We start from the raw sequence: 12,504 nt of genomic DNA on the forward strand, positions 1-12,504 counted from the left end.
TGGTTCAACCTTTCTGGCTGCAAGCAGTTCCGTCCGTACATGACGTTTCTTGTGTGTTGGGCCCAAGCTGGAGCATAGAAAACGCGGCGCTTCACGCTTTTTCGCCGTGGCGATTTGATGGCGATCAATTCGAAGGATGGGCTATCAGGAAAAGAATGACGCTAAATTCCTATATCGAGGTAAGCGCATGACCCATATTTGCATCATTCAAGGCCATCCAGATTCACGAGGCGGGCACTTATGCCACGGCCTAGCGGCTGCCTATCGTCAGGGTGCGGTAGACGCCGGACATCGCGTTTCTGATATCGACATTGGTGGCCTTACCGTTGATTTTATTCGTAATGCGGATGCAATGGCCCTGCCGCCGAATGAGACGATCCAAGAAGCGCAGCAGACGATTCTAGAGGCAGAGCATTTGATGATCATCTATCCCCTGTGGCTGGGCACCATGCCGGCCTTGGTGAAGGCCTTTTTTGAGCAAGCCGCGTGCGGAGATTTCTTTCTCGAAAAGACAGAAAAGCCTTGGCCAGTTGGAAAGTTGAAAGGACGCAGCGCGCGTCTGGTGGGTACCATGGGCATGCCCGCACCTGCCTATCGCTTGTTCATGGGCAGCCATGGTGTCAAAGGGTTTGAGAGTGGGATATTGGGGATTGCCGGCATCGGCCCAATCCGCGAAACCCTGTATGGCAATGCGGAGGGCAGTCAACGTACCCGGACAAAATGGCTGGCAAAGATGCGAGACCTTGGTGCCCGGGCGCGCTGATCAGACGGGCATAGAGTCCTTTTTGGGCGATGGGCTGGCAGGGCCAGGACCGCTGCGGACAATTTCGACCCGCACTTTGGTGACATAGGAAGCCAAAGCCCCCAAGATCGCCAACATCGGTGCTGCCAGTACGACCGCACCGCCGGCAATAGCACCGAGCGTCAGCGGCATATCGACCACAATGTCACCATCGGGCTCAACGATCCGGATACGGCGCACTTTGCCTTCCGCGGCCAATTTCTTGACCGAGGCAATCAACTCATCACCAACCAGTTCGACATTCTCAGTCCAGGTCGTTTTCTTCTCGTCTTTATCATGCTCCGCATGGGCTTCGTCGTCTTTGTGATGGCTCATGGTCTGCTCCTCGGTTTTGTGGGTAAGTGGGGAGCGTACGGGCAAACGCCGTGACAGGCTTGATGCCGGTCAAACCGCCAGTAGCAATCATCGGCTTAGTGGGCGTATGATGAGACGGTACGCGCCCACACAATGGAACAGACCAAAGGTTGGCGCTCTATTTGTGTTGACCGCGTTTACTTTGGCAGCATGCGCTACGCCGCAACCTTATGAGCCTTCAAACAGCCGTACCGATGTGCCTGCCGTCTGGTCTACGCCGCAACCCGCGGTGCCAGCGACGGATTTAACTCAGTGGTGGGAGAAATTTCACGACCCGATTCTAAGCCGACTGATCGAAGACGCCTTGGTCGCAAATCCCACTTTGGAGGGGGCCGCAGCAAGCCTGCAACAAGCCCGTGCGCTGCGCGACGTTGCCGAAGCTGGACTTTGGCCGCAGGGCCAAGGCACGGGGTCCGCGCGCAGGTCAACGCAAGGCACTGCCGCCAGTAATCGCGCCGCTTCCACCTTGGTGTCGCTGGGCATTGAAGAGAGTTGGACCTTGGATGTGTTCGGGGGCAAGCGCAGCGCGCTCGCAGCCCAGCAAGCGGCCGTCTGGTCACGCATGGCTAATTTAGGCGATTACCGCGTCCAAATCTCCGCAGAGCTTGCGACGACCTATATCAATCTGCGGGCCGCGCAGGCAGGTTTGGCCTTGGCGCAGCAAACCCTGTCCAGCCAGTCGCACACCCGGCAATTGGTAGGATGGCGTCGTCAGGCAGGCTTGGTTAGCGCGCTCGATAGCGATCAGGCCGACTTTGCCTTTGCGTCCACTCAAGCAAGTCTGCCCGCTCTTCAAAACGCGATCACCCAGTCAAGTCATGCCCTCAGCGTCCTAACCGGCAGGCCACCACTGGAGTTGGTAGGTCTGTTGGAAGAGGTGCGCGCAGTGCCCGTGGTTGAGACCAGCCTTGTCCTAAACCTTCCCGCAGAGACCCTGCGTCGGCGCGCGGATGTTCGGGCTGGCGAGTTTGCGGTGCTGGAAGCCTTAGGGCGATTGGGGCAGGCCGAAGCGGCGACTAAGCCAAGTTTCACTTTAGGCGGCTCTATCGGCCTTTCGGCAGCAGGTCTCGGCACGTTGCTCAACGGCTCCTCGCTGCTCACGGCCCTATCGGCATCGGTTCTGGTTCCCATTGGGCCTGGCCCGGCAGCGCAAGTGCGCGCCGATCAGGCGGGGGTTGAGCTGGCCAAGCACACCTATCGCGGCACCGTGCTTTCCGCCTTGCGCGATGTCGAAGATGCGCTGGAGCGCTTGCGAGACGATCAAGCCTTTTTAGCGTCACTCACGAAAGCCAATGCTGCCGCATCACGGGCCTATGGACTGGCGCAAATCCGCTATCGCAGCGGCCTGATCGACTTCCAGACCGTGCTCGACACCGAGCGGGCCGCGTTTTCCAGCCGCGATGGTTTGGTGACCGCGCGCGCCAATCTCAGCCTCGATTCCATCACTTTGTATAAGGCGCTAGGGGGTGGCTGGGATGCTGACCTGCGGGAACAGCCATGACCGATACCAGCAAAACAAATCCACCAAATCCGCCTGAGCTCAACACCGGGGTCAAAGAAAAACTCGATAGGCTGTTGGGGGAGGATCAGGCCAAGCCTTGGTTTAAACGACCAGTGGTTTGGATTGGAGTCGCGCTTCTGATAGCCGCAGCTCTCGGTTTTTGGTGGTGGCAGGTTCAAAAGGCCGCTCGGGCAAAGCCAATGTTTCATACTCAAGCTGCCCGCATGGGTGACGTGACTTTGAGCGTTATAGCCAATGGCACGCTGCAACCCATTCGAACCTATGCAATCGGCAGCGAATTGTCTGGCACCGTGTCGCGGGTCAATGTGGACGTGAATGACCGCGTGACACAAGGACAAATCCTGGTGGAACTGGATACCTCCAAACTGCGGGATCAGATCGCACGGACCAAGGCCACGCTATTTTCCGCGCGCGCCAGTGTAGCCCAAGCGGCTGCAACTCGAAGGCAAACCCAAGTCAGCCTCGCCCGCCTGCAACGCGTGTGGCAACTTTCCAATGGCCAAGTCCCGGCTCAGGCCGAACTGGATATGGCGAGGGCCGATGTCGATCGTGCGATTGCGGCAGGCAATATCGCAGCCGCTGGCGTCCGGGATGCGCAAGCCGCGCTCTCCACCGACGAGATCAATCTGTCGAAAGCCTCCATCCGCGCCCCAGCAGATGGTGTCGTCTTGACCCGGACTGTAGAGCCCGGAAGCGCTGTGGCCGCTTCGTTCCAATCTGTCACACTCCTCACACTCGCCTCCGATCTCGCCCGCCTGCGCGTGTGGGGCTATGTCGATGAGGCAGACGTTGGCTCTGTCATGGTTGGCCAAGAGGCGACCTTTACTGTCAGCGCGTTCCTAAATCGCACCTTTCCAGCGCAAGTGACCCGCGTTGGCTCAGGCTCCACCATCACCGACAATGTCGTGACCTATCTGACCTATCTAGACGTTGCCAATGATGACTTGATGCTGAAGCCCGGCATGACGGCTACGGCTACCATCATTGCTAAGCGTCACCAGAATGTCCTGCTCGTGCCCAATATGGCGTTGCGCTTTACACCAAACCAAGCCGCCACTAGCGCCGCGTCAAAGCAAAACAGTCTGTTGAGCGCCTTAACGCCGCGGGTGCCGGGCGGGCGAGGTGTCCGAAAACAGGATCAGGCCCCGTCGGTCGCCGGTGCAAAGGTGGTCTATATCCTGCGAGACGGTGCCCCTGTCGCCATCACCATCAAGACTGGGCTCAGTGACGGGCAAATGACTGAGATTGTCGGTGGCGACCTAAAGGCAGGCATGCCCGTCATCACGGATCAACTTGCAGCGCCAAGTCCATGAGTTCGCTGATCTCGCTCCAAGGGGTGTCCAAGCGCTATGGCGAAGGGGCCAGTGAATTGATGGCGCTCAACCAGATCAGCCTTGAGATTCAAGAAGGCGAGTTTATTGCCATCATGGGTGCCAGCGGCTCTGGCAAATCGACGGCCATGAATATTCTGGGCTGTTTGGATACGCCAACCGCCGGCACTTATTTGTTCAAAGGCGTCCATGTTGAGGCGCTGAGCCGCGATCAACGTGCGCGCATCCGTCGACGTTATCTGGGCTTTGTCTTTCAAGGCTTCAATCTCTTGGCGCGGACGTCGGCGCAGGAAAATGTTGAACTGCCCTTGCTCTATCGTGGCGACTCCCAAGCGGATCGAAAGAAGGCCGCGCGCGAGGCCTTGGGCGCAGTCGGACTGGCTGGCTGGGAGCATCACACACCGTCGCAATTGTCTGGCGGTCAGCAACAACGTGTCGCCATTGCGCGCGCAATCGTGACAGAGCCCGCGGTGGTTCTGGCGGATGAGCCGACCGGCAATCTAGACACCCAACGCAGCCACGAGATCATGAGCCTCTTGGTCGGCCTAAACCGAGATCATGGCATTACCGTCCTGATGGTAACGCACGAGCCGGACATGGCCGCCTATGCCCATCGTATGGTGCATTTTAAAGATGGAAAGGTCGCCAAGGATGCGACCAATCCTAACCCGACTTCCAGCCCGCCATTTCAGGCGGACCCTGCGCAGGAGACGGTGTGATGTTGTTTTCAGTGTTCATGCTGGCGGTGAAGTCGGTTTATCGCAATCTCTTGCGCTCCTTTCTCACTATTCTGGGCATTGTGATTGGCGTCAGCGCCGTCATCACGATGGTCACCATCGGCAATGGGGCGACCCAGGCCATCAAGGATCAGATCTCCAGCCTTGGGACCAATATCTTATTGCTCAGCCCCGGTCAGCGCATTGGCGGCGGGGCCGGTGGGGGTGGGGGCGTTCCACAATTTACAGAGGCGGACGCCGACGCGATCCGCGACCAAATTGGTGGGATTAAATTCGCCATTGCAACGTCGCAGCGTCCCGTCGTTGCCATTGCCAATGGGCATAATTGGTCGACCATAATTGCCGGTGCCGCCAATGACTATTTTGCCGCCGGAAACTGGGAACTAGCCAGCGGTCGCACGTTTGAACCAGCAGAAGAAGAGGCAGGCGCGGCGGTGTGCGTGATTGGCGAAACCGTGCGCCGGGAAGTCTTTGGCGGCACGATTGGTCAAACGGGCCTTGGCTCTGCTCTTCGGATCAAGCAATTCTCCTGTCAGGTGATTGGAATCACAAAGCCCAAGGGCCAGATCGGCATGGGGGATCAGGACAATAGCATTGTGACCCCCCTCAAGACCTTTTTGCGACGTGTCTCGGGCAATAGCCAGATTGGCTTGATTGTCATCAATATGACGGAAGGGGCCGATAGCGCATCGCTGAAATCCAGCCTCACGCAATTAATGCGCGAGCGTCGCAAGTTGGGCGACCTGAAGACTGGTGGCGCGGATGATAATTTCAATATATTCGATACCCAACAATTGGCCGATACCTTGTCGGGCACGATGGGTCTATTGACGTCTCTTTTAGGCGCCGTGGCAGCTGTCAGCCTGTTGGTAGGTGGTATCGGCATCATGAATATCATGCTGGTCAGCGTCACCGAGCGCACCCGCGAGATTGGGCTTCGTCTTGCAGTTGGTGCGCTGGAGGGAGAAGTCCTGCTGCAGTTTCTGATTGAGGCGGTCGTGCTGTCGGCGTTGGGTGGACTGATTGGCATTCTCTTGGCAACAGCAGCTTCGATTGGCCTCTCCTCGCTCATGAATCTGCCCTATCGGTTTGATCCGGCGATCAACATTTTCGCGCTCTTTTTCTCAGGGTTGATTGGGGTCATTTTTGGCTATTTCCCCGCCAGAGGGGCAGCGCGCATGGACCCGATTGAAGCGCTTCGTCACGAGTAAAAGCGCGTTTTGATCCGTTGGGATCAAAGTTGCGCGCTCATGATCAATTGGAGTAATGCCCTCGGCCGCCGTCAGGCAGCCGAGGGCAAATCTGTGATCATGGACCGCTGGCGTTACGCAGCGACGCCGTCATAGACATCCAAGCGGCTCGGGTCAGACTGACTGAGCACGCCACGGGCTTTCTCAATCTCTTCGGCACTGCCATGCGCCATTACCAAGAAGCTGTCGGCCTTCACGTCGGTCTCATAACGGACAACACTGTCTTCAGGGACGCCGATGCTGGAGATGGCACCACCCAAGGCACTTAGGCTTCCGATCACCAGCGCGCCTTCGAGCGCTGAGATAACGGCAGTGGCGAGATAGCCGAGCACGACGACTTGGCCGAACACGGGAACGACCATGAAGACACCGCCAAACAAGAGGCCCCACAGTCCGCCCCAAAGCGCACCGCGTGAGCCCCACATTTGGATGCGGTCGCCCATGTTGTAAAAGCCCATAACCTTTTCTTCGGTGTGATAGCCTTTGCCTACGACACTGATGTTCTTCACGCCGATACCGGCTGCTGCCAGTGCTTGCACCGCTTTATCCGCGTCTTCGTGACGAGGATAAACGGCGATGATTGTGTTTGCTTGATCCATAGGTTTCTTCATTTCTAAAAGAGGGGAGGGGAGGGGAGGATGGCTTGGCGCTATTTGTCGAATTCAATCGTGACGCCGCTGATTGCCAAGGTGAGTTCGAGGCCTTCGCTTTGGGTGTTGAGACGAAGTTCCACGCCCTTGCGATTTGTAAGGCCGCCGGTGCCGGCACCAATCGGGCCAACCGTCGCCCCGACGCCTGCGGCACCATAAACGCCTTCAAAATCGGCGAGGCTTTTCAGCTTGTAGACTTCGGCGGTACCGTCGATGGTCGATGCACCGATACCAAGGGCGCTCAAGCCTTTGACGGTGAAGGGATAGGTGCGGCCTTTGTAGCTCAAAACCCCGTGGCCCCAGCTATAGCCAACCCCAATCGCGATGTTTGTCGCTTTAAACGTAGCTGTTGCGCTCAACGGGGTGGGAGCAGGGCTGGTGACGGGGGCAGCCGGGCGCGCTTGAGCCGTGGAGGTGATGCCAAGGGCAGAGATGGCGCAAAGGGCCAGAATAGGAACCAATTTCATGATGTGTCTCCAAAAGCCAGATTGGCTAATGGATTTGACTGGTAGGGCTGCACCCGATTTGCCGACTTGACGCCCGTCAATCGTGGCCCCGCCTTTCGCGCCTAGGTGAAGGTTTGGAATGCCGTCGTCCCAATTGGATAGGCTCAGGAGTTATCACATGAACAAGACACGCAATACCTTGCACGAAACCATTCGCGCCCAATCGGTTGAATTGCTCAACAAGCATTTGGCTGCGGCTATCGATCTCCATGCCCAAACCAAGCAAGCCCATTGGAATGTGCGCGGCCCAAACTTTATCGCCATTCATGAGTTGTTTGATCGTGTGTCAGAACAAGTCGAGACCTATTCCGATATGTTGGCCGAACGCGCCGGTGGCTTAGGCGGTGTGGCGCAAGGCACTGTCCAAGTCGCCACCAAAAACTCATTTCTGGTCCCCTATGATTTAGGCTTGGCCGATGAAAACCAGCATGTATTTGCCGTCGCTGGCAGTTTGGCGGCTTTTGGCCAATCGGTGCGCGAAGCGAGCGCAACAGCCGCCAAGTTTGGCGATGCCGACACCTCTGACCTGTTCACCGAGATGTCGCGCGGGATAGATCAGCAACTCTGGTTCGTTGAGTCCCATGTCGCACCCTCTGCTTAAGCATCAGAAATCAACTGGCTGGTCAGCCAAGCCTCACTATTGGGGCTTGGCGCTGGTCGCTTTGGGCTTGGGGGCGTGCGCGTCCCCATTGCCTATAACGACTGCGGACAAGGATTTGGTCATGGGGGATCGAATTTGCAGAGGCGAGGCAACTCAAATCTACTTTGCTAACCAAGATGACGTCCTAAGCCCCAGCGCGGTTCAGGTGCTGTCGGTCTTGAGCACCAGCCTCTTGCGCTGCCCACGCCGCAAGATCCTATTGTTGGCAGTATCAGGCGATGATGGTGCACCCGCCTTTACCAACGTGGCCGAGCAAAGGCTGTATCGTGTCCGTTCAACCTTGTTGGAGCGCGGCCTATCAGAGGACAGTTTTGACGCGGAACCAACGCTTGCGCCGCATGTACGTCTTCCCAAAGGCCCAATAGGCGGGGTTGTGGTTGTAACAAGGCGGTGACCGATCAATTTTAGATTGACTTTGCCGCCCGATGCGCGCGTCATCCAAGTTGTTCTAGATGGAGATGGACTTTGGGTACGACGCGCGACCTCCTCCGTCAGGGCACTCGGACCATCCACGAGCGCCTTCACCATCATTCAAGCTTTGCGGAATTGATGGACGAAACGATTGCTCTGCCGGGCTATTTGGCGCTGCTTGAAAGCTTATACTCTTATCATCAAGGGCTAGAGCATGCTCTGGACTCCGCCATTTTTCCAGAGCGGTCACAGGCACCCACAGTCGATCATCGCAGCCAACGTCTCTTGCAAGACATGGAAGAATTACGGCCAAGCAGCCCTGATCATACCGGCTATGTGCAAGCCGTCGCGCATACCGAGATTAAGTCCTACGGCGCTTGGCTGGGTGTCCTCTATGTGCGCGAAGGCTCGATGATGGGTGGACGGGCTTTAGCTGCCAAGCTTGATCATTTGTGCGGCGACCAAGCGAGCGGGCGCAGCTTTTTTCAAGGCGGCAGTGGCGATGGGGCATCTTGGCAAAGGCTCTGTCGTGCATTGGATGGCCTCAATGAACCGGAAGCTCAAGACCAAGCGCTTCAAGCGGCTCTGGCCAGTTTTCAGCTTTTTGACACATGGATGATGCCGAAAGCCGTTGTTACTCCATTTCTGGTTTAGAGTGCCCAGCGCTCTAGGGAACCAATCAACCCCGGAGGCGTTTAATGGCTATGCCCCAGACCCTTGCCTCATCAACCCTTCCCCCTGAACCGCCAACCCTGACCAATTGCGACAAGGAGCGGATCCACGAGATCAACTCGATCCAAAGCGGCGGCTTTCTGCTCGCGCTAACGCCAGACTGGATAATTGAGCGGGCCTCGGCCAATTGCGGGGAGTTTCTGAATCAGAAGCTTGAAGAGATATTGGGGGCAAATCTAACGGCCTTGATCATGCCCGAAGCGGTGCATGCGATCCGCAATCGCCTGTCCTCCCTTTATCGGCAGGATGTCATCGAGCGAATATTTGCCATTGTTCTGCAGGAAGGCGGTCCAGGCTTTGACCTTGCGGTCCATACCAGTGGCGATTTGATCCTGCTGGAGGCGGAGCTAAGCGAGGAATCGGGTGAGTTAAACGCGGGCTCTATGGTACGGTCGATGATTGACCACGTGCAGCATCAGCATCATGTGAGCGACCTAACACATGAAGCCGTCCGACTGGTACAAGCTTTGACCGGCTATGATCGTGTGATGATCTATCAGTTCCATCCCGATGGCTCTGGCGAGGTGATTGCCGAACGGTGTCGCCCATCGATGGAATCCTTTCTGGGCCTGCGCTATCCAGCGACCGATATCCCCAAACAAGCTCGGGCGCTTTTGATCCGCAACCCAATCCGCACCTTGCTAGATATCGATAGTCCACCTTCACCTATCGTGAGCACCAAGACTTTCGCTGATGCATTGACAGACCTATCCATGAGCAGCCTCCGCTCGCACTCGCCCATCCACCTCGAATATCTGCGCAATATGGGTGTGGCGGCGACCATGACGATTTCGCTTCTCAAGAATGGCGCGCTGTGGGGCTTGATTGCGTGTCACCACATGACCGCTCGCACCATAGGCTATGAGCGGCGCACGACGGCCGAAGTATTTGGCCAAGTCCTGGCCCTGCTGATTGATCGGTGTGAGCGGGAAGAGCTGATCACGTTTGAAGCTTCGACCCGTCAGATTACCGCTGATCTTTTGGCATCCGTCGCTCTCGCTGGCGTCGCAACTAAGGACGTCGCGCAATTGGCCAATCAATTGGTCAATATTGTCCCCTGCGATGGAACAGCCTTTTGCATCGACGGCAGCGTGACCCTGAAGGGCTCCACACCCTCTTTGGAAGAATTTGAGGTGTTGCGTAGTTTTCTTGACGGTGTTTCGGCGAGCCGCGTCTATAGTAGCAATGAAATCGAAAGTGTCTGCCCGTCGGCAAATAGCTTTAAGGATCGCGCCGCAGGCATGTTGGCGATCCCCATCTCAACCATTCCCCGAGATTATCTTGTCTTCTTCCGTAAAGAGACCGCGTCGACGGTGAAATGGGCGGGCGATCCCACCAAAACGGTGGAGGTGCTTGGCCCAGGTGAAGTCCGTATCAGCCCGCGCAAGAGCTTCAAGGCGTGGCAGGAAACCTTGCACGGCAAAAGTACGCAATGGACAGATGCTGAACTGCGTGCCGCGGAAGCTTTGCAAATCACGGTGCTGGAGGTGGTTTTGCGCTTGATCAGTGCCACAGAGGCAGAGCGCAAGGCAGCCAGCCAAACGCAAGACCTTTTGATTGCTGAGCTCAATCATCGGGTCCGAAACATCTTGGGCCTCATCCGAGGCTTGATTTCGCAAACTCGGATCAATGCCAAAGACATGGATACATTCGCCAGCGTGCTGGGCGACCGGGTTCATGCACTCGCCCGTGCGCATGATCAAATCACCGCGAAGAATTGGGGGCCCGGGTCGTTTCAAACCCTCATTGCTACCGAAGCTGAGGCCTATCTGGGGCCAGCCTGCAACACCATTCATATGTCTGGCCCACCTGTATTGTTGATTCCACAAGCATTTTCTACGCTTGCCCTCGTCATCCACGAACTCATAACCAATGCCGCTAAATACGGCGCATTTTGTGGCGAGGGTGGCCATGTCGATATTACTTGGCGGATCGGCCCTCAAGGCGAGCTAATCGGCAATTGGACAGAAATTGGTGGCCCACCGGTGACAGCACCATCTCATCGTGGCTTTGGCTCTACCATCATCGAAGCGTCTATTCCCCACGAACTGGGTGGAGAGTCCGCGATTACCTTTCTGGCCACTGGTGTGAAGGTCAGCTTTTCCGTCCCTTCCCAATTCGTCGTCATGGAGGAACAGCCGATTAACGCCCCAACAAAGACAGCCGATACGCCCCAAGTTGGCAGCTTGCAGGGCCATGTTTTGCTGGTTGAAGACAATCTCATCATCGCCCTCGACGCAGAAGCCATGTTGCTGAGCCTTGGCGCCGAGCGCGTCTTGGTCGCCAGTAATGTAAAAGATGCGCTGGCCATTCTTGACCGTGAAAAGCCAAGCTTTGCTTTGTTGGACGTCAATTTGGGCAATCAAAATAGCTTCCCAATTGCCGATCGCTTGTTTGAGATGGAGGTGCCGTTCATCTTCGCCACCGGCTATGGGAGCGGTATCAATTATCCCTCAGATCAAAATGCGCGGCCCTTTATCACCAAACCCTATACCAAGGATTCAATCGCGAAAGCCTTGGGTGGGATTGAACCATTTATCGCCAGCTAATCGGGCCATGTCTGGAACCAAGGCCGCTTTGATACGTTTCTCTTCCATAGGCTGAGCAATCTTGCCAGCGGCCTAAGGACTAAAACGATGAAACCGAAAATCCTGATCTTGTGTTTGACGATGCTGAGCGTCACCTCTTTTGCAGCTTGCAATACCATTCGTGGTGCTGGCCGGGACGTGAGCGCTGGTGGCGAAGTGGTCAGCGACGCGGCTGGCAAAGTTCAATCCGACCTAGCCACTTCTAAAGCTAAGCAAGACGCGAAAGACGAAGCCGACCGCAAGGCAGCTGCGCGCGCCAAGCCTTACTCAAACTAGAGCCACGTGCTCGCGTCCAAAAGGACAAATCCTATGAAACGTCAAATAAGTGCCTATCTCTTGGCAGCGTCCGTGCTGTCACCTGCCTTCTTTGTCCCTGCCGCGATGGCGCAGCCCGCTCGCATTGAGTTCGGTCGGGCGGGCGGTGGTTGGGTCGATCAAAATGGCCAACCGACCCGCCGTGAACGCACCGACGCGCAAGACCGCAATATGGAACGGCGCGACAATCGGTTGGACCAGCGCGAAGCTGCCGTCCGTCAAGACCGCCGTGAGCTGAACCAAGACCGCAAATCATGGCGCGATACGCGCCGTGGCGCGACTTGGGACCAGGGCGTCCACAATGGCTATTACAATAACCGCAACCAGTGGCGTTACGGCCAGCCTTCGCAATGGCAAATGCGCCAACGCGGCTTCTCCATGGGCTATCGCCCGTGGACGCGTGGTCAAAGCCTAGGCGGCTATAACCAGCGCTTCGTCGAACTTGACTATCGCGGCCACAATCTGCGCGCCCCGCCCCTTGGTTATCGCTGGGTCGAGGATGATCGCGGTGATTATCTACTGGCAGCCATTGTCGGCGGGTTGATTGCGCAAGTGATCATCAATAGCCCGCGCTAGTCTGCTAACGAACGCAGGGCTTACCATGAAAAGGGCCCGGCCAATCAATTGGCCGGGCCTTTCTATTTG

General features: G+C 56.8%; 14 protein-coding genes. 11 read left to right on the top strand and 3 right to left on the bottom strand.

Features of this window, described 5'->3' with window-relative positions; all coding sequences use genetic code 11:
- The first annotated feature begins 187 nt into the window (after positions 1–187).
- Complete coding sequence (locus tag ACOVRA_RS10640) at positions 188–763, top strand: NAD(P)H-dependent oxidoreductase (RefSeq protein ID WP_421720274.1); 576 nt, start codon at positions 188–190, stop codon at positions 761–763.
- On the opposite strand, the gene ACOVRA_RS10645 is transcribed toward ACOVRA_RS10640, so the two are convergent.
- Entirely contained in the window at positions 764–1,117 is a 354-nt protein-coding gene (locus ACOVRA_RS10645; protein ID WP_290801558.1) for a DUF4342 domain-containing protein, read from the bottom strand.
- 163 nt (positions 1,118–1,280) lie between these two features.
- Between ACOVRA_RS10645 and ACOVRA_RS10650 the strand changes: the two genes are divergently transcribed.
- From ACOVRA_RS10650 to ACOVRA_RS10665, 4 genes are read left to right on the top strand one after another with little or no spacing between them, the layout of a single operon-like run.
- The gene (locus ACOVRA_RS10650) at positions 1,281–2,657 is read left to right on the top strand and encodes an efflux transporter outer membrane subunit (RefSeq protein WP_421720275.1); all 1,377 of its coding nucleotides are present in this window, start codon (positions 1,281–1,283) and stop codon (positions 2,655–2,657) included.
- Positions 2,654–3,991 (top strand): efflux RND transporter periplasmic adaptor subunit, encoded by a 1,338-nt coding sequence (locus ACOVRA_RS10655; protein WP_421720276.1) that lies wholly within the window; start codon positions 2,654–2,656, stop codon positions 3,989–3,991. Before ACOVRA_RS10650 ends, ACOVRA_RS10655 begins: the two co-directional genes overlap by 4 nt.
- Positions 3,988–4,728, top strand: coding sequence for an ABC transporter ATP-binding protein (locus ACOVRA_RS10660; protein ID WP_292933046.1), 741 nt, complete (start codon positions 3,988–3,990; stop codon positions 4,726–4,728). Before ACOVRA_RS10655 ends, ACOVRA_RS10660 begins: the two co-directional genes overlap by 4 nt.
- Complete coding sequence (locus ACOVRA_RS10665; protein WP_292933047.1) at positions 4,728–5,957, top strand: ABC transporter permease; 1,230 nt, start codon at positions 4,728–4,730, stop codon at positions 5,955–5,957. Before ACOVRA_RS10660 ends, ACOVRA_RS10665 begins: the two co-directional genes overlap by 1 nt.
- A 113-nt stretch (positions 5,958–6,070) precedes the next feature.
- Here ACOVRA_RS10665 and ACOVRA_RS10670 read toward each other — a convergent pair whose 3' ends face one another.
- Positions 6,071–6,595: a general stress protein gene (locus tag ACOVRA_RS10670; RefSeq protein WP_290801545.1), complete on the bottom strand. Its 525-nt coding sequence runs from the start codon at positions 6,593–6,595 to the stop codon at positions 6,071–6,073.
- 50 nt (positions 6,596–6,645) lie between these two features.
- The gene (locus tag ACOVRA_RS10675; protein WP_421720277.1) at positions 6,646–7,113 is read right to left on the bottom strand and encodes a hypothetical protein; all 468 of its coding nucleotides are present in this window, start codon (positions 7,111–7,113) and stop codon (positions 6,646–6,648) included.
- Positions 7,114–7,231: 118 nt separating this feature from the next.
- On the opposite strand from ACOVRA_RS10675, the gene dps reads away from it, so the two are divergent.
- From dps to ACOVRA_RS10705, 6 genes are all read left to right on the top strand, one after another.
- Positions 7,232–7,753: a DNA starvation/stationary phase protection protein Dps gene (dps, locus tag ACOVRA_RS10680; RefSeq protein WP_292933050.1), complete on the top strand. Its 522-nt coding sequence runs from the start codon at positions 7,232–7,234 to the stop codon at positions 7,751–7,753.
- 121 nt (positions 7,754–7,874) lie between these two features.
- Entirely contained in the window at positions 7,875–8,207 is a 333-nt protein-coding gene (locus ACOVRA_RS10685; RefSeq protein WP_421720278.1) for a hypothetical protein, read from the top strand.
- A 71-nt stretch (positions 8,208–8,278) separates the two neighbouring features.
- Positions 8,279–8,878: a biliverdin-producing heme oxygenase gene (locus tag ACOVRA_RS10690; protein WP_292933051.1), complete on the top strand. Its 600-nt coding sequence runs from the start codon at positions 8,279–8,281 to the stop codon at positions 8,876–8,878.
- A gap of 50 nt (positions 8,879–8,928) precedes the next feature.
- Positions 8,929–11,505: an HWE histidine kinase domain-containing protein gene (locus ACOVRA_RS10695; protein WP_421720279.1), complete on the top strand. Its 2,577-nt coding sequence runs from the start codon at positions 8,929–8,931 to the stop codon at positions 11,503–11,505.
- Between the two features lie 87 nt (positions 11,506–11,592).
- The gene (locus ACOVRA_RS10700; protein ID WP_366557164.1) at positions 11,593–11,820 is read left to right on the top strand and encodes an entericidin A/B family lipoprotein; all 228 of its coding nucleotides are present in this window, start codon (positions 11,593–11,595) and stop codon (positions 11,818–11,820) included.
- A gap of 33 nt (positions 11,821–11,853) precedes the next feature.
- Positions 11,854–12,435, top strand: coding sequence for an RcnB family protein (locus ACOVRA_RS10705; protein ID WP_421720280.1), 582 nt, complete (start codon positions 11,854–11,856; stop codon positions 12,433–12,435).
- Positions 12,436–12,504: the final 69 nt, after the last annotated feature.

This window comes from Aquidulcibacter sp., assembly GCF_049239865.1.
Classification (GTDB): domain Bacteria; phylum Pseudomonadota; class Alphaproteobacteria; order Caulobacterales; family Aquidulcibacteraceae; genus Aquidulcibacter.

Bases quoted from the DNA above. Each gene is read 5' to 3' on its own strand.
- ACOVRA_RS10695 (WP_421720279.1), top strand. From the start codon at position 8,929: ATGCCCCAGACCCTTGCCTCATCAACCCTTCCCCCTGAACCGCCAACC.
- ACOVRA_RS10675 (WP_421720277.1), bottom strand. From the start codon at position 7,113: ATGAAATTGGTTCCTATTCTGGCCCTTTGCGCCATCTCTGCCCTTGGC.
- ACOVRA_RS10655 (WP_421720276.1), top strand. From the start codon at position 2,654: ATGACCGATACCAGCAAAACAAATCCACCAAATCCGCCTGAGCTCAAC.
- dps (WP_292933050.1), top strand. From the start codon at position 7,232: ATGCCGTCGTCCCAATTGGATAGGCTCAGGAGTTATCACATGAACAAG.
- ACOVRA_RS10645 (WP_290801558.1), bottom strand. From the start codon at position 1,117: ATGAGCCATCACAAAGACGACGAAGCCCATGCGGAGCATGATAAAGAC.
- ACOVRA_RS10640 (WP_421720274.1), top strand. From the start codon at position 188: ATGACCCATATTTGCATCATTCAAGGCCATCCAGATTCACGAGGCGGG.
- ACOVRA_RS10665 (WP_292933047.1), top strand. From the start codon at position 4,728: ATGTTGTTTTCAGTGTTCATGCTGGCGGTGAAGTCGGTTTATCGCAAT.
- ACOVRA_RS10685 (WP_421720278.1), top strand. From the start codon at position 7,875: ATGGGGGATCGAATTTGCAGAGGCGAGGCAACTCAAATCTACTTTGCT.
- ACOVRA_RS10660 (WP_292933046.1), top strand. From the start codon at position 3,988: ATGAGTTCGCTGATCTCGCTCCAAGGGGTGTCCAAGCGCTATGGCGAA.
- ACOVRA_RS10705 (WP_421720280.1), top strand. From the start codon at position 11,854: ATGAAACGTCAAATAAGTGCCTATCTCTTGGCAGCGTCCGTGCTGTCA.
- ACOVRA_RS10700 (WP_366557164.1), top strand. From the start codon at position 11,593: ATGAAACCGAAAATCCTGATCTTGTGTTTGACGATGCTGAGCGTCACC.
- ACOVRA_RS10670 (WP_290801545.1), bottom strand. From the start codon at position 6,595: ATGGATCAAGCAAACACAATCATCGCCGTTTATCCTCGTCACGAAGAC.